The sequence below is a fragment of the Ruegeria arenilitoris genome, from assembly GCF_013030985.1.
GTDB lineage: Bacteria > Pseudomonadota > Alphaproteobacteria > Rhodobacterales > Rhodobacteraceae > Ruegeria > Ruegeria arenilitoris_B.
Genome location: NZ_WPYP01000001.1, coordinates 628,829 through 643,842, shown reverse-complemented (window position 1 = coordinate 643,842; position 15,014 = coordinate 628,829). Strand labels below are relative to the sequence as shown.

Sequence of the window (15,014 nt, the reverse complement as noted above, 5' to 3'; positions counted from 1 at the left end):
ATGATCGGAGGTTAACAGTCTTGCCGCGTCCGATCCACTATCAAATCCGTTCCGCGATATGTTGCAGGTCGGCGCGCAGTTCGGGGCGAATTTCACCATGGTTCGGGACGTCGCGCAGCGTTTCGATCCAGTGACGCGGCGGTTGCTTTCCGGCCGCGCGGTTCCATGTCAGATCACCAAGTAAGGATCGCGCCGTGTTGTTCAGAAGGTCGGGTATGTCGATCCCGTTCAACGTCGCCCAAACTCCGCTCCAAAGCCGCGCGACGGACCACGGATTGTAGCCTCCACCGCCGAGAACCAGCAGACGAGGGGCCATGTCACGTAGACTGGCAACCGCGCGCCAATGGGAATTGTTGGACAGGGTAAGCCGGGACAAGGGGTCCTCGGCCACCGCATCCGCACCGCATTGCAGCACAATTGCCTGAGGGTCAAAAGACGCCGATGCCGGCAAAATCAACTGGTCGAGGATGGCAAGAAACTCATCGTCATTGAGGTTGCGTGCAACCGGCAAGTTGAATGCAGCCCCGCCCGCGTCGTCGTCCAAAGTGCCACTGAAGGGCCAGCGGGCCCCTTCGTGAACCGAGATCATTCGAACCTTCGTTGATCCGCGAAAGGCTGCTTCGACCCCATCACAGTGATGTGCGTCGATATCGACATAGACAATACGATCAAGCCCGGCATTCAGCAGAGTCAGGATCGCCAGCACCGGATCGTTCAGATAACAGAACCCGTTTGCCCTGTTCGCCAGCCCGTGATGAGTGCCTCCGGCGGGGTTGAAGACGATGCCGCCATCCCGGATCAGTTCGGCCCCCAACATCGACCCTCCGGCAGCGGTGGCCGGGCGCCGGTACATTTCAGGGAAAACGGGGTTTGACAGGGTGCCCAGCGCGTATTTCTGTCGTGTTTCGTCGGACACGGCCTGATCCCGCTCGGCCTGTTGCAGGGCGGCGATATAATCGGGCGTGTGAAACTCCGTCAGCGCCGACGGTTTTGCGCAAGGGCTGACGCGATAATTCGCAGAAGAAAGCCACCCTTGGGCACGGCACAGGTCAATGACGGTTGAGACCCTCGGAATGGCCAGAGGATGTTTCGAGCCATAGGTCGAGTTGCGATAGATTTCCGAACCGATGAACAGCGGGGGTTGCAACATCTACTTAGCGGTGCCCGGGGTGTTTTCCTCGCCCAGCTTGCCATCTAGAGACATCAGGATTGCAACCGGGCGCAGTGCGGGAATATGGCTGAAGACGATCAGGGTGCAGACGGTCAGCGGGACGCTGAGGAAGGCTCCGATCAGACCCCAGATCGTCGTCCAGAACATCAGCGCCAGAATAACCAGAAAGGTGGACATGTTCAGCGACCGGCCCAGCAGAGCGGGGTCCAAAAAATTGCCGATCATGAATTGAATGGTGCCGCAGCCCAGCACGATGATCAGGAACGGGCCGATGCTGTCGAACTGAACCAGTGCAATCATTGACGGAAAAATCACCGCAATGATCGATCCGATGGACGGGATGAAATTCAGTGCAAAGGTCAGCACGGCCCAGGTCTCGGCAAACTCAAGACCCAGCAGCTTGAACACCGAGTAGCTGATGCCCGCCGTGATCAGGCTGATCAGGGTTTTCACCCCGACATAGCGTTGCAGGCTGAACGTGATGGCATCCAGGATCGAGGCGAACTCGGAACCTGTTTGCGGGTCACCCGCGGCCAACTGGATCTTTTTGCGGAAAGCCAGCCGCTCAGCCATCAGGAAGGCGACGTAAAGGCTGATCAGAAAGAACTGGTTCAGCAGGGACGTGGCGCTGCCCAGAAGAACGCGCGCGACATAGGACATGTCGATGTTGATCAGATTGTCGCGGATAAACTTGGTCACGTCATTGCCCACCAGCCCAGTGACGCGGTTGACCGCTTCGTCGAACTGGTTCTCATAGGTGCCGATCGTGCGGGCAAACTGTGTGGCCTGACTGCCCAGAATATACATGATCACGAACAAGCCGGCCAAAACCACAGTGACACCGGCGACATTGGCCAGCCAGACGGGCATGTGGGTCAGGGCGATGATCCGGTCGCTGAACGCGATGATCAGGACATTGATCAGCAAGGCCATCGTCAGCGGAATCAGAAACGCAGAACCGGCATACAAACCCAGCACCACAAGCGTTGTCACAATCGACACATCCCGAACAACGGACAGCTTGAGCTTTGTCGGTCTCGCGGTTTGGTCTTGGTCCGGTGTCATGACTGGGCTCATCCTGAGAATTGCGCTTGTGTCCGATCCTGCACAGCAGGGCCGGATTATGCAATGCGCCCAAATGTTTGTCAGAGATTATTTGCCCGGAAAGCGGATTTGCCGGTTTAGCGGCCAATGCTGGCGGGTTAGGGTTTTGGCATGAATGCCAGTGTGATTCCCTTTCTCAACCGACCGATTCAGGCGCTTTGGGTGGCCGTCACTCGATTTGATGCCAAGAACGGCTTTGTCATGAGCAGCCACGTCGCCATGTCGCTGATGTTGGCGGTGTTCCCCTTTGCACTTTTTACTGTAGCGCTGGCGGGGTCGCTGTCGCAGGATTACGTGACCAACGAATTGATCGAGCTGATTTTCGGCGCATGGCCCAAGGATGTGGCCGGTCCGATCGTTGCCGAATTGCGTTCGGTTCTGGCCGAGTCCGGCTCGGGTGTGATTACGTTGGGTGGTCTGCTGGCGGTGTTCTTTGCCTCGAACGGTGTGATGGCGGTGCGCAAGGCGATGAACCAGGCCTATCATGATTTTGACAGCTGGCCGTTCTGGAAAACCCGGCTGCTGTGTCTGGGTCTGGTGGTCGTTGGGGGCATCACCATCATGATCATTGCCGCGGTCGAGGTCATCCTGCCCGTCTACACGAACCTGGTTTCCGAGAAGACGGACGTGAAGGTGTCAGAATGGTTGTCGGTGGATCGCTTGCGCTGGACCTTCACCGTGGCTGTTCCGACCGGCGCCGTTGTCCTTGCGCATCTGATCCTGCCGACCGGGCGTCACAAGCTGCGGCAGATCCTGCCCGGCGTGGTGCTGACGCTGGCCTTGTGGGCGGCAGGAGGCTGGGGCTTTTCGGTCTATATCGCGCAGTTTGCCTCGTACAGCGCCACCTATGCGGGGCTGGCCGGAGCGATGGCGGCTCTGATTTTTCTCTATCTCTGCGCGGCGATCCTGATCCTGGGCGCAGAATATAACGGAGCCCTGATGGACCTGCAGAACGACCCAGACGGGCCTGAAACGTGAGGGCGGGGGTTCTTGTCTGGCTGTTTCTGCCAGGGTTCGCATTGGCCCAAACGCCGGAATATGTGGGCTCGGATCAGTGCATCGAATGCCACACGGCTGAGGCCGAGGTATGGGCAACCTCTCATCACGCGCTGGCCTGGACCGAGGTAGAGGCCGGTCATGTCGTGGCGGATTTTGACGGAACCCGGTTTGATCATGGCGGCATGTCGGTCGAGTTCAGTGTGACCAGCGATGGCCCGCGGGCCAACGTCACCGAAAAGGATGGCGTCACCACTGAATACGGTGTGCATTCGGTTGTGGGGATCGAGCCCTTGCAACAATACCTGTTCGAAACCGAACCCGGCCGGCTGCAGAGCTTCGATGTCGTTTGGGACACAAAAAACCAGCAGTGGTTCCACCTCTATCCCGATCAGGATTTGCCCCCGGATGACGGGTTGCATTGGACCGGTCCTTACAAGAACTGGAACGCCCGGTGTGCCGAATGCCACGCCACCGGGTTTGAAAAGAACTACAACGTACAGACCCGCAGCTATGCCTCGACGCAGTCCGAAATTGGGGTTGGGTGTGAGGCCTGCCACGGCCCGGGATCGGCTCATATCGACTGGACGCAGGGCCAGAAACTCGTCGCCGATCTGAACGAATTCGGGTTCACCATGAGTTGGGGCAGGGGCCGGACCGAGGATGAAATCCAACAATGCGCTGGATGCCATTCGCGGCGCGAGGCGCATGGCGACGGCAATCCGATCCCCGGAACGCCTTACTACGACGCCTATAATCTGGCGGTGCTGCGCCCCGGTCTCTATCACCCTGACGGTCAGATTTTAGACGAGGTCTATGTCTATGGCTCGTTCCTGCAATCCAAAATGTACGCGCAGGGCGTCGGGTGCATGAACTGTCATGATCCGCACAGCGCCGAGTTGAAGGCGGACGGAAATGGGGTCTGCACGCAATGCCATTCGCCGGCGGGCAATCCCGATTTTCCGACCCTGACCGCCAAGGACTATGACACCTCTGCGCACCACCATCATCCGCAAGACAGTGCAGGCGCACAGTGCACGTCCTGCCATATGATCGAACGGGTCTATATGGGCGTCGACGGGCGGCGCGATCACAGTTTTCGCATTCCGCGCCCCGATCTTGGGCTGGGCGAAGATGCTTGCACCGATTGCCATCAAGCCGAGGATCAGGCCTGGGCCGCGCAACAGATCGAGGATTGGTATCCGGCATCCACCCACCGCGTGCCGCATTATGGGACAGTGTTTCAAGCGGCTATGGACGGGCGCGCTGACGGGCCCGATGCCTTACTTGAAATCTCAACTGACCCTTCCCAGCCGGGCATCATCCGTGCCACGGCGGCTTATCTGCTGCAACCTTTCGGCTCGGCGGACGTCGCGGAACAAACAGCGCCGTTGCTGTCTGACCCAGACCCGCTGATACGTGCGAATGCGGTGGTTTTGCAACGTCAGGCCGCACTGCCGGACCAAATCCAGCGGCTTGAACCTTTGCTGTCCGACCCATTGCGTAGCGTGCGCATTTCAGCCGCCAAAGAGTTCCTGAACATCCCCGGCCAGGCCCTGACCCCCGAACAGCAGGCGCAGGTCGCGCAGGGCTTGGAGGAATGGCAAGGCACGATTGCGAACCGTCTGGACTTCCCCGAAACCCACCTTGTTCTGGGTGGCATGGCGTTGACCTTCCGCAACGCCCCGGCCGCCGAACGCGCCTTTCGAGAGGTCGTCACCCTGGACCCACAACGGGCTGAGGCCTGGCCTATGCTGGTGCAACTGGCGCAGATCAACCGTGGTCCGGATGCGGCGCGGGAGGTGTTGCAAGAGGGGCTGGAAGTGCTGCCGAACGATCCAGCGCTGCTGCAATTACGGGCGCAACTGACACCGTAAAATGGCAAGGCTTGGCCCGTTTTAGGCCACGATCCCGGCAAATTTGGGCGTTAACCATTGTCATCAACGACTTCTTGTTACGCTTGTACGGTTGCCTATGTCACAGAAACCGATCCACACGTCGCAGTTGCAAAACCCCTTGTCCGTGGGTCAGAGGGTCGCTGATTTGCAGGCCAAAAAGCCGGAATACATCAACCACGGCGAGGCGCTGTTGTTGAAACAGACTGCCACCGCATCGCTGCGTGAGCAGTTTCTGACCGGAGATCGAAGCTGGATCGACGACTGATTCAGCCCCGGAACCCCGTGGCGACCACAAATTTCTCGGAACTGTCCGACCGGGATGCGGGCGGCTTTACATTCGCCACCTTCTCGAACTTCTGTTTCAACAGCTTCTGCAGATCGCCCTCGGCGCCCCCGGCCAGAACCTTGGCGACAAAGGTGCCGCCTTCTTCCAGCACGTCAAAGGCGAAATAGGCCGCTGTTTCGCACAGGGACATGATCCGCAGGTGGTCGGTCTGTTTGTGCCCTGATGAGGCCGCCGCCATGTCCGACATCACCACGTCGGCTTTACCGCCCAGCCAGTCTTTAACCTTCTGGTCGGCATCGTCCTCCATGAAGTCCAGCACATGCGCTTCGGCGCCCGCGACGGGTTCGACCTCTTGCAGGTCCACACCCAGAACCGTGCCGACCCGTTTGCCCGACTTCTCACCCAGAGCATTGACGCGTTTCACGGCCACCTGCAGCCAGCCACCCGGCGCACATCCCAGATCGACCACACGCGCGCCGGGGACGAGGAAGCGGAACTTGTCGTCCAATTCCAAAATCTTATAGGCCGCGCGTCCGCGATACCCCTCGGCCTGCGCCCGTTTCACATAGGGGTCGTTCAACTGCCGCTCAAGCCAGCGGGTCGAGCTGAGCTTACGCCCGCGCGCTGTCTTGACCTTGACTTTCAGGTCGCGCTGTCCACGGCCTGAGTTGTTTTTGCCACTCGGTGTCTTCGCCATCAGAACGGTCCGTCTTCCAATACGCCGTCCGCGCTCATCTGTGCATAAAGCAGACCTTCGCGCAGCCCCCGGTCCGCCACGGAAAGGCGGTCAGTGGGCCAGCAGCGGAGCAATGCCTGCAAAATGGCTGAGCCGGACATAATCAGGGCCTGCCGGTCATCGCCGATCCGCGGATCTCGCCGCCGCCCCAGTGGACCGAGTTCTAAGTACCCTCGTATGACTTTGTCAATCTGATCGCTGGTCATGCGCAGACCGTCCACTTTCGTGCGATCATAACGCTTCAGACCCAGATGCGATGCGGCCACGGTTGTCACGGTGCCGCTGGTGCCGACGATCTGGAACCCTTCGCGGGCCTGTTCATCCTTGTAGGGGGCGAAATCGGCGAGGTTTTCTTCGAAAAACCAGCTCATCAACGCAAAGCGGGCCGAGTCGTCCTCGACATCGTGGAACTGGTCGCGCAAGGTCGCAACGCCCAGCGGCACGCTGATCCAGTCCACCACCTTGGCTGCCGGAAAGGGACTGTCGGCCGTATGGAACCCGTGGTGCAGCCGCATGATCGCAGCGGGGCGGTCGCGTCGCGGAACGGATGAGATGTCGATCCACACCAGCTCGGTCGAGCCACCGCCGATATCGACGACCAGCAACTGCTCGGTCTTGGTTGACACCAGTGGCGCGCAGGAGATCACGGCCAGACGCGCCTCTTCCTCGGGCTGGATGATCTCTAACGTCAGCCCGGTTTCGCGCCTTACTTGTCGAATGAAATCCCGTGAGTTCTTCGCGCGCCGACAGGCCTCGGTTGCGACCAGCCGCATCCGTCTGACCTTGTTGCGTTTCAGCTTTTGCTGACAGATGCGCAGTGCTTGAATGGTGCGCGCCATCGAGGACCGAGACAGCCGTCCGGTCCGTTCCAGACCCGCGCCCAACTGCACGGATTTGGAGAAGCTATCCACCACATGAAACCCGCTGCCCTTGGGCTGGGCAATCAACATGCGGCAGCTATTTGTTCCCAGATCCAGCGCCGCATATAACGCATCTGGATCGGGTCTTGCCGGCGCGGGGCTTTCGACCGCCTTCGGGAACGCGCCCGCACCTTTGGGACGCTTGGGCGCCATCTTAAACGCCCTCCGATTTTCGAGTTACCTTGACCATAGGTCGGGCAAATGTTTCGTGCAAGACGCTCATTATAGTGATGAGTATTTTGATGTGCGCGTTTCCGTTAGAATTCAGTACAAGCCCTGTATCCCATCGTAGGCAAAAAGGTCGCTTGAAATACGCCGTGTGTCGAAAATCGACCGACCTGAGCTCGTATAGAAGTTTAGAAACTGTCCATCTGGTTAGGAGGAATCAAAGGCAATGCCTGACGTCACCATCGTATATTGGCGCGACATTCCCGCCCAAGTTATCGTCGGCAAAGGCCGTCGTGGCGCAAAGCGGCAGTTGGAGGAGCGGTTTGAACAAGCCATCGACCGTGCTGCCATGAAGGTGAACGCCAAGGATAGTGATGCCTACCTGGCCGAATGGCGCAAAGCCGAGCCTTTTGCGGTTGAGGGCGACCCGTCCGAGATTGCCGAGGCCGAAGCTGTGCGTCTGGAAACTGAATACGATCAGGACCGCATCAAGGCGCTGATCGCAAATGACGGTTGGGCATGAGCCCCAGATCAATATGGGAGGCCACTATGGCTTTGCTGAACTTCAAAAAACGTGATGCGGCCGAAAAGGCCCCGGTAAACCCGACCGTCGAAGCCTTTTTGCAGGGCTATTCGATCGAGGTAATGCCGCGCACCGCCGAGAAAGTCGAAGACTTCCGCGCGCTGCTGCCCGAAGGCACCCGCGTCTACATCGCCCATATCGAGGGCACCCCGATCGAGGACATGGTCAAGACCGCCAAGCGGATCGCGGCCGAAGGGTATCCGGTCATGCCGCACTTCCCGGCGCGGATCATCAAGGATGCTGCCACCCTGGAGAACTGGATCTCCATGTATCAGGGTGAAGCAGGCGTCGATCAGGCGCTGCTGCTGGCCGGTGGTGTTGCCAAACCGCACGGCGATTTCGACAGCTCGATGCAGTTGCTGGAAACCGGTCTGTTCGACAAGGCGGGCTTCAAGCGCCTGCACGTTGCCGGTCACCCCGAAGGCAACAAGGACATCGACCCGGACGGCTCGACCAAGAATGTTGACGACGCGCTGCGCTGGAAACAGAAATTCTCGGAAACCACCGATGCGGAAATGGCGCTGGCGACCCAGTTCGCGTTTGACGCCAAGCCGATCATCGCATGGGCGGACGGTCTGAAAGAAGCGGGCATCGATCTGCCGATCCACATCGGTATCGCGGGTCCGGCCAAGCTGCAGACCCTGATCAAATTCGCCATCGCCTGCGGCGTTGGCCCGTCGCTGAAGGTTCTGCAGAAGCGCGCCATGGACGTGTCCAAGCTGTTGCTGCCCTATGAGCCGACCGATGTTCTGACCGAACTGGCCAACCACAAGGCGGCCAACCCGGATTTCAACATCACCAACGTGCATTTCTTCCCGCTTGGCGGTATCAAGACCAACGCCAACTGGGCAATCGAAAACGGCGGCGCTTCGGCAAAGCCAGTAAACTCCTAAGGAACGGACATGACCCGTACAGTCGTAGAATCAAAAACAAAAACCGCCGTTCTGGGCTTTGACGAACCGTTCTGCGTGATCGGTGAGCGGATCAACCCCACCGGCCGCAAGAAACTGGCCGCTGAACTGGAAGCAGGCGATTTCTCGACCGTCGAGAAAGACGCCATCGCACAGGTCGCTGCAGGCGCGACCGTTCTGGATATCAACGCGGGCGTTGTCTACAACTCGAACCCCAACCCGAACGAGACCGAGCCGCCGCTGATGACCAAGATCGTCGAGCTGGTGCAGGGTCTGGTCGAAGTGCCGCTGTGCATCGACTCGTCGGTTCCGGGTGCTCTGGAAGCCGGCCTAGCGGCAGCTGAAGGCCGTCCGCTGCTGAACTCGGTCACCGGCGAAGAAGAGCGTCTGGAGATGGTTCTGCCGCTGGTCAAGAAATACAACGTTCCGGTTGTCGCGATCTCGAACGACGACACCGGCATTTCGGAAGACCCCGATGTCCGTTTCGACGTGGCTCGCAAGATCGTCGAGCGCGCGGCAGACTTTGGCATCCCCGCGCATGACATCGTGGTTGATCCGCTGGTGATGCCGATCGGTGCGATGGCAACGGCTGGCCAGCAGGTGTTTGCTCTGGTCCGTCGTCTGCGGGAAGAGCTGGGTGTGAACACCACCTGCGGTGCGTCCAACATCTCGTTCGGTCTGCCGAACCGTCACGGCATCAACAACGCCTTCCTGCCGATGGCAATGGGCGCTGGTATGACCTCTGCGATCATGAACCCGGTGGCTCTGCCGGTGACGCAGAAGAAGATCGCCGAGAAGAAAGAGGCCGTCGCGGCCGCTGGCATCATCCTGCCCGAAGGTATGGACGACGAAGCGTTTGTTCAGATGTTCGGACTGGGTTCGACCCTGCCGCGCGCGGGCAAGGAAATGGAGGCCATCCGCGCCGCCAACCTGCTGACCAACAACGACCCGCATGGTGGTGCGTGGATCAAGTTCAACAAATCGCCTGAAGAGGCCGGTGCTGCCGGTGCAGCAGGTGGTCGCCGTGGTGGTGGCCGTCGCCGTCGCGCCTGATTTCCTTAGAATATGATCAAAGGCCGGGCCATGTGTCCGGCCTTTTTCGTTTTGACCCTGATCAAGGCCGGATTTTGTGGGGCTTGCGACAATCACACGAGCCCGCAACAAAAATCAGGTGTCTTCATGACCAAACATCACCCTCCGAAATTGGCGGACGTCGATCTGAGCAAACGCCTGAGCAAGCAGGACTATTTCGAAGAACTGGTCGATCTTCAGGCCCAACTGGCGCTGATCCAGCAGGCGTTTCTGTTTCATGGCGCGAAAGGCGTGCTTGTTTTTGAAGGCTGGGACGCGGCGGGCAAGGGCGGCACAATCCGCCGGATCAGTCAGGCGCTGGACCCGCGCAGTTTCAAGGTCTGGCCGATTGGCGCACCACGCAACTACTACCTGAATCGTCACTACTTGCTGCGGTTCTGGGAAAGACTACCCCCCGAAGGCGCCATCTCGGCCTTCGACCGCAGCTGGTACGGCCGCGTTCTGGTCGAGCGGCTTGAAAAGTTCACACCTGTAGAACGCTGGCGGGCAGCGTATCGTGAAATCAACGATTTTGAGCGGATGTTGGTCGATGATGGCACCCGGATCGTGAAACTGTTCTTCCACATCTCTCCGGACGAGCAGATGGCACGCTTTACCGAGCGTCTGCGCAACCCGATGAAACGGTGGAAACTGACCTATGAGGATTTCCGCAACCGTGAAAGGTGGGCAGAGGCAGAAGTTGCCGTGGACGAAATGCTGGCGCGAACCTCTACCGAAATCGCGCCTTGGCACGTCATTCCGGCGAACAATAAAAAATATGCCAGAATCAGCGCGATGCGCGCGATTGTTGATACGTTTTCCAAGGATATCGACCTGAGCCCGCAACATCTGGACAGGCGGACGCTGGACGCGGCCTGCGAGGCATTGGACGTGGATCAGTCTCTGATCGACAGTCTGCGCGCCCGGACCGAGTAATTGCCATGCGCCCTTGGAAAGCCGCTTGAAGTCGCGCGGCGGGCGGTGTTATCCAGCGCTACGCGGCGGGTATGATGTAATGGTAGCCTGTCAGCTTCCCAAACGTAGAAGTGCAGTATTGGCGTCTTCTAGTTTCTCCCAAAGTGGTTGATTTTATTGCAGAAAGCGCCGCAACGTCGTCCTGACGTGTTATACCGCGTTGCAGGTTTCTGCCTACAAAATCACTACAAAAAGGACGACGAGAAGATGCCGATTGAACGATTGAAGCTGACCGAAGCGTCAGCCAAAGCCGCACCGATAAACGCGAAGATATGGGATACTGAGATCAAAGGTTTCGGCCTATTCGCGGGTAAGACCAAGAAGACCTTCTACTTCCAGAAAGATGTGCATGGTAAAACCACACGCACAAATTTGGGCAACTGGCCGGAGACGCGTGTCGCAGACGCTCGGTATGAAGCGTCGTTGCTTGTTGCCGAACATGCTTCGGGTGCGGTCGCGAAGCGTCTCCGCGCCTCCCGCATTCCGACACTTGAACAAGCCACCGATGATTACCTTGCACGGCCAAAATTGCGTTCTGAACACAACAAGGCGCAGGTGCGCGCGCAGATGCACAATCACTTGAAAAGCTGGCTTAAGATGCCGCTCGACGAGATTTCGAAAGCCGATAGTGTTCGTGCCCATGCTCGGGTCGCGAAGAATGGCGAGCGCGGCGCGAACCATGTGATGAAGTCCTTTCGCTCGATCTACAACCACGCACGGCGGGTGCACGATCTGCCAGAATGCCCAACCATCGCAATTGAGTGGTTTGAGGAGAGACCGTCGCAAAAGATCATTGATGATTTTGATCTATGGCGGAAATCTGTGGACGCCCTCGAGAACGAAGTGCATCGCGCTTATTACCGTTTTCTATTGGCGACAGGGCTCCGATTTGATGAAGCACGTTCGCTGCGCTGGGATCAGATTCACGAAGATCACCTGCACCTGCCAGAAACCAAGAACGGTCGTGCCTTCGAATTGCCTTTGATGCCTGAACATCACTCGATCCTTGATCCGCTTCGGATTCACGCAAGCGACTATGTGTTTCCCGGTACGCGCAACGCGTTACACCTGAAATGCCCCGCGCGTATTCCATGGTCGGCCCATGACCATCGCCGTACCTTTGCAACCTTTGCCACGACGGAAGCGGGTTTGCTTGAAGAGACGGTCGGCAGATTGCTGAACCATACGCCACAATCGGTCACTGGCGCGCGGTACATCGTGGTCAATCACGAGAAGCTGCGTGAGCCTATGGCGCAAGTCACCTCAGCGTTTAAACGCAGAGGTCTGATTTAAATAGAGAAAATTTGGAAAACGTGTTGCAAATCTGATTTGCGGTTACTAAGTTCGACCATGTGAAGAAGCCGACGACCGCGCCCACCAAAAAACGTTAAGTGGTCTGAAAGCCGTGAGCACCTGAGAGGGTGAAGTACTGGTACCTGCAATGAGGCAGGTTAGTGCCGGCGTCAGCCTAGCTGACGTGGACGAGCCAAACCCAGATACTACGCACGTGCAGGCATAGCCCGAAAAGGGATATGTTTGTCATGTCTAACGCTCAAAAACCGCAATTGCTCGATACAGCTCAAGCTGCCCATCACATCGGATATTCAACAAGTACGCTCGAATGGTGGCGTACAACCGTGCCAATGCGTGGCCCGAAATTCGTCAGAATGGGGCGGCGTATACGCTACAGACTCGAAGACCTGAACGCTTTCATCGAAAGCGGCATTGTCGATCCGGCTGCGGTACGGTGATACGCAATGGAATGTTTGAAACAATGGCGTGCCGCTGCCGATCAAAGCGGCCATTCCGTTCGCGAGTGGAACTCAAGTAAACAAGAATGGTGGTATCGCCCGATCAATGAACCGTTGACGGACGATATGATAAACGAGCATCAGATGCGCGGCGAAAATTGCCGCGCTATCTGGCTCAATGTTGGAACCGAAAGCGATCCCGACGCGCGTGAACACACGCGTTTTATGATTTTCGATTTCGACGACCACAACGAACGTATGTCGATTGAAACGATCCATGAGCATGTGGCTCGCGTCGCATCTGTTCTTGCTGAAATCGACATCCCTTACAGAATGTTCCTTTCAGGTAGTGGTCACGGAATGCACATCTGGGTCACGTTCGACTCGCCGAAGCGCGTGGACGTGATGAAAGAGCTTGCCGATCACATTCTGAAAAAAGCAAATCTCGAACGCAAACCCGGAGGTGAGCTCGCGGACGGCTTCGTTGAGGTGCTTCCAAAAGGTATTGGAAAGCAGGTTTGTGCGCTTCCATTTGGACGTAAGTCTTACAGAATGGCGTTGGCTGACGACGGTTCGATCTACGAAACCGTCCCGCAGGATACCATTGTCGATCATTACGCAGGAAAAAAGAGAGGTCGCAAGCCAGCCGAAGCATCTGGCGAGGAAAACCGAGTTGATGCCTTTGAAGCTTTTATCAAGAGATACGACGCTGACAATCGCTCAGATTGGGGAGCCGCTGGTATTTGTTTGCAGGCAGCGTTCGGCAAGGAAAGCGATTGGGCTCGCGAGCGTTGGCTTAAATGGTCTCAAACGTCGCCCGAGTATCAACAAGGTGACGATGCGGAGTGGGACAGGCTTACCAGCGCGTCAAAGTACACCCCGTTGTCGTTCTGGCGCATCGCGCAGGCAAATGGATACAAAGGCAAGATACCGTTCACGGCCACAGAGAAACGCAAGCTCCTCGCTCTCGATTTTCTGACAGACGTGCGCATCATCCGCGATCAATCGAATGTTGCCTACGCCGAACTTAAACCACGCGACTGGGTTCGCATTGAAGATGCTGAGTTTCGAAATGCGACAGCACTTGGGATGTTACGTGCCTATCAAAAGATGCCAGCGGAGCAAGACGTGAAATCTGCCCAGATGATTGCCCTCGCAGAGGCTGCCGAAGCCAGCCCCGAAAAGGTTGATCTGAGGTTCGCACGTGTTGGTGGCAAGCGATATGTGTTTCTGGCTGATAGAGACTGCACGATCATTGAGATCGACGATGCCGGATGGCGCGTGAACAACGATGCGCCTGTTCAATTTCGCAAAGGTGTTGGCTTGCCCATGTCGATGCCAGAGCAAGGTGACTTGTCCGATCTGATCGAGTTTTTGAACGTGGATGAAGATTCAATGGTGTTTTTGCTCGCGTGGATGGTCACAGCGATCATTAACCCCGGTGAACAATGTCCCATCGCAATTCTCGATGGTTCAGCAGGTTCGGCGAAGTCATCGACACTTTCTACTCTGATCGAAATTGTCGATCCTAAGGTGGGTGCGCTTGGTGGTGAACCGAAAAGCGAGGATGATCTGGTGACATCTTCGTACCAGTCGGCAGTTATGTCTTTTGACAACGTGACGACGCTGGCGAGTATGTCTGACGCGCTGTGTCGCTTGTCTACTGGCGGTGGCCTGACCAAGCGAAAGCTGTACTCAGACGGCGGTGTGTTCGCTCTCGACGCCATGCGACCGCTGATGATCGCTGGTCTTGATCCCACATTTTACAAACAAGACCTGATTGAACGCATAGTGCGGGTGACACTTACTCGGCCAAAGTCCTACATGGATGAAGACGAATTCCGAGCCTATCGCAAGTCGCACATCGCCCAGTGGCGCGGAGCATTGTATTCGCTTGTCTCAGCCGTTCTCCGCGACGTACACGCGATTAAGCAGTCAAGCAGTAGGTTTGGTGTGTTTTCCCGCGTTGGCGAGTGTGTCGCCCGTTTGCTTGGTCGAGATGAGGGGTGGTTCGGTCAGCGATATGCGGCGATGCGGCTTGAAATGGCGTCCGAGGCGGCGGCAGCCGACAGTGTCTATGTTTTCCTGACTGACTTCCTAGCTGGCTTCGATCAAGCTATTGGCACACTGCGCAGCTTTTCTGCGACTGAGTTGTTTCTTGAGATGAAATCTGGCTTCGGCGATCTGGCTCAGACAGTTTCGCCCAAGGACATCCCCGGAAACGCGCGTGCTATTTCACCGCGCATTGTGCAGGCTGGTGGGTTGATCGAGAAAACCCACGGCTGGCGCGTCTCACGCGGGCGAAACAGACAATTCGTGTTTGAAAAGGTCGCAGACGTTGAAGCGTCTATTGAGGACGTGCTGGCTGCGTATCGCGAGCATATGTCCAAGACTTTGGATCAGGCGGGTATTTGAGTATTGGTAGCCTATTGATAGAGAGAGGG

General features: G+C 57.5%; 14 protein-coding genes. 10 read left to right on the top strand and 4 right to left on the bottom strand.

Annotated elements, in window-relative coordinates:
* Positions 1–40: 40 nt before the first annotated feature.
* Positions 41–1,150: an acetoin utilization protein AcuC gene (locus GOX88_RS03175; RefSeq protein ID WP_170399104.1), complete on the bottom strand. Its 1,110-nt coding sequence runs from the start codon at positions 1,148–1,150 to the stop codon at positions 41–43.
* A complete protein-coding gene (locus GOX88_RS03170; RefSeq protein ID WP_170399102.1) occupies positions 1,151–2,236 on the bottom strand; it encodes an AI-2E family transporter in 1,086 nt (361 codons plus the stop codon).
* A gap of 150 nt (positions 2,237–2,386) precedes the next feature.
* Here GOX88_RS03170 and GOX88_RS03165 point away from each other — a divergent pair, with 150 nt between their 5' ends.
* The 3 genes from GOX88_RS03165 (at position 2,387) to GOX88_RS03155 (ending at position 5,434) form a co-directional block, all read left to right on the top strand.
* Positions 2,387–3,253: a YihY/virulence factor BrkB family protein gene (locus tag GOX88_RS03165; protein WP_170399100.1), complete on the top strand. Its 867-nt coding sequence runs from the start codon at positions 2,387–2,389 to the stop codon at positions 3,251–3,253.
* A 41-nt stretch (positions 3,254–3,294) separates the two neighbouring features.
* Positions 3,295–5,148 carry a multiheme c-type cytochrome gene (locus GOX88_RS03160; protein WP_254436097.1) on the top strand — a complete coding sequence of 618 codons (1,854 nt, stop codon included), beginning with the start codon at positions 3,295–3,297 and terminating at the stop codon, positions 5,146–5,148.
* A gap of 97 nt (positions 5,149–5,245) precedes the next feature.
* The gene (locus GOX88_RS03155) at positions 5,246–5,434 is read left to right on the top strand and encodes a hypothetical protein (RefSeq protein WP_170399095.1); all 189 of its coding nucleotides are present in this window, start codon (positions 5,246–5,248) and stop codon (positions 5,432–5,434) included.
* Between the two features lies 1 nt (position 5,435).
* Here the strand turns inward: GOX88_RS03155 and GOX88_RS03150 are convergent, their stop codons facing one another.
* Complete coding sequence (locus GOX88_RS03150) at positions 5,436–6,152, bottom strand: RlmE family RNA methyltransferase (RefSeq protein ID WP_170399084.1); 717 nt, start codon at positions 6,150–6,152, stop codon at positions 5,436–5,438.
* Positions 6,152–7,264 (bottom strand): Ppx/GppA phosphatase family protein, encoded by a 1,113-nt coding sequence (locus GOX88_RS03145; RefSeq protein ID WP_170399081.1) that lies wholly within the window; start codon positions 7,262–7,264, stop codon positions 6,152–6,154. The genes GOX88_RS03150 and GOX88_RS03145 overlap by 1 nt, the downstream gene beginning before the upstream one ends.
* Positions 7,265–7,505: 241 nt before the next feature.
* Here GOX88_RS03145 and GOX88_RS03140 point away from each other — a divergent pair, with 241 nt between their 5' ends.
* The 7 genes from GOX88_RS03140 (at position 7,506) to GOX88_RS03110 (ending at position 14,985) form a co-directional block, all read left to right on the top strand.
* A complete protein-coding gene (locus tag GOX88_RS03140) occupies positions 7,506–7,802 on the top strand; it encodes a virulence factor (RefSeq protein ID WP_170324990.1) in 297 nt (98 codons plus the stop codon).
* A gap of 26 nt (positions 7,803–7,828) precedes the next feature.
* A complete protein-coding gene (locus GOX88_RS03135; RefSeq protein ID WP_170399078.1) occupies positions 7,829–8,755 on the top strand; it encodes a methylenetetrahydrofolate reductase in 927 nt (308 codons plus the stop codon).
* Between the two features lie 9 nt (positions 8,756–8,764).
* A complete protein-coding gene (locus GOX88_RS03130; RefSeq protein ID WP_170399073.1) occupies positions 8,765–9,826 on the top strand; it encodes a methyltetrahydrofolate cobalamin methyltransferase in 1,062 nt (353 codons plus the stop codon).
* A 126-nt stretch (positions 9,827–9,952) separates the two neighbouring features.
* Positions 9,953–10,780, top strand: coding sequence for a polyphosphate kinase 2 family protein (locus GOX88_RS03125; RefSeq protein WP_170399070.1), 828 nt, complete (start codon positions 9,953–9,955; stop codon positions 10,778–10,780).
* 156 nt (positions 10,781–10,936) lie between these two features.
* On the top strand, positions 10,937–12,112 hold the full coding sequence (locus tag GOX88_RS03120) for a tyrosine-type recombinase/integrase (RefSeq protein WP_254443270.1): 1,176 nt from the start codon (positions 10,937–10,939) through the stop codon (positions 12,110–12,112).
* Between the two features lie 248 nt (positions 12,113–12,360).
* Positions 12,361–12,570 (top strand): helix-turn-helix transcriptional regulator, encoded by a 210-nt coding sequence (locus GOX88_RS03115; RefSeq protein ID WP_217354185.1) that lies wholly within the window; start codon positions 12,361–12,363, stop codon positions 12,568–12,570.
* A gap of 6 nt (positions 12,571–12,576) precedes the next feature.
* Entirely contained in the window at positions 12,577–14,985 is a 2,409-nt protein-coding gene (locus GOX88_RS03110) for a TOTE conflict system archaeo-eukaryotic primase domain-containing protein (RefSeq protein WP_170399064.1), read from the top strand.
* The last annotated feature ends 29 nt before the right edge of the window (positions 14,986–15,014 follow it).

Bases quoted from the DNA above. Each gene is read 5' to 3' on its own strand.
- GOX88_RS03175 (WP_170399104.1), bottom strand. From the start codon at position 1,150: ATGTTGCAACCCCCGCTGTTCATCGGTTCGGAAATCTATCGCAACTCG.
- GOX88_RS03170 (WP_170399102.1), bottom strand. From the start codon at position 2,236: ATGACACCGGACCAAGACCAAACCGCGAGACCGACAAAGCTCAAGCTG.
- GOX88_RS03165 (WP_170399100.1), top strand. From the start codon at position 2,387: ATGAATGCCAGTGTGATTCCCTTTCTCAACCGACCGATTCAGGCGCTT.
- GOX88_RS03155 (WP_170399095.1), top strand. From the start codon at position 5,246: ATGTCACAGAAACCGATCCACACGTCGCAGTTGCAAAACCCCTTGTCC.
- GOX88_RS03150 (WP_170399084.1), bottom strand. From the start codon at position 6,152: ATGGCGAAGACACCGAGTGGCAAAAACAACTCAGGCCGTGGACAGCGC.
- GOX88_RS03145 (WP_170399081.1), bottom strand. From the start codon at position 7,264: ATGGCGCCCAAGCGTCCCAAAGGTGCGGGCGCGTTCCCGAAGGCGGTC.
- GOX88_RS03140 (WP_170324990.1), top strand. From the start codon at position 7,506: ATGCCTGACGTCACCATCGTATATTGGCGCGACATTCCCGCCCAAGTT.
- GOX88_RS03135 (WP_170399078.1), top strand. From the start codon at position 7,829: ATGGCTTTGCTGAACTTCAAAAAACGTGATGCGGCCGAAAAGGCCCCG.
- GOX88_RS03130 (WP_170399073.1), top strand. From the start codon at position 8,765: ATGACCCGTACAGTCGTAGAATCAAAAACAAAAACCGCCGTTCTGGGC.
- GOX88_RS03125 (WP_170399070.1), top strand. From the start codon at position 9,953: ATGACCAAACATCACCCTCCGAAATTGGCGGACGTCGATCTGAGCAAA.
- GOX88_RS03115 (WP_217354185.1), top strand. From the start codon at position 12,361: ATGTCTAACGCTCAAAAACCGCAATTGCTCGATACAGCTCAAGCTGCC.
- GOX88_RS03110 (WP_170399064.1), top strand. From the start codon at position 12,577: ATGGAATGTTTGAAACAATGGCGTGCCGCTGCCGATCAAAGCGGCCAT.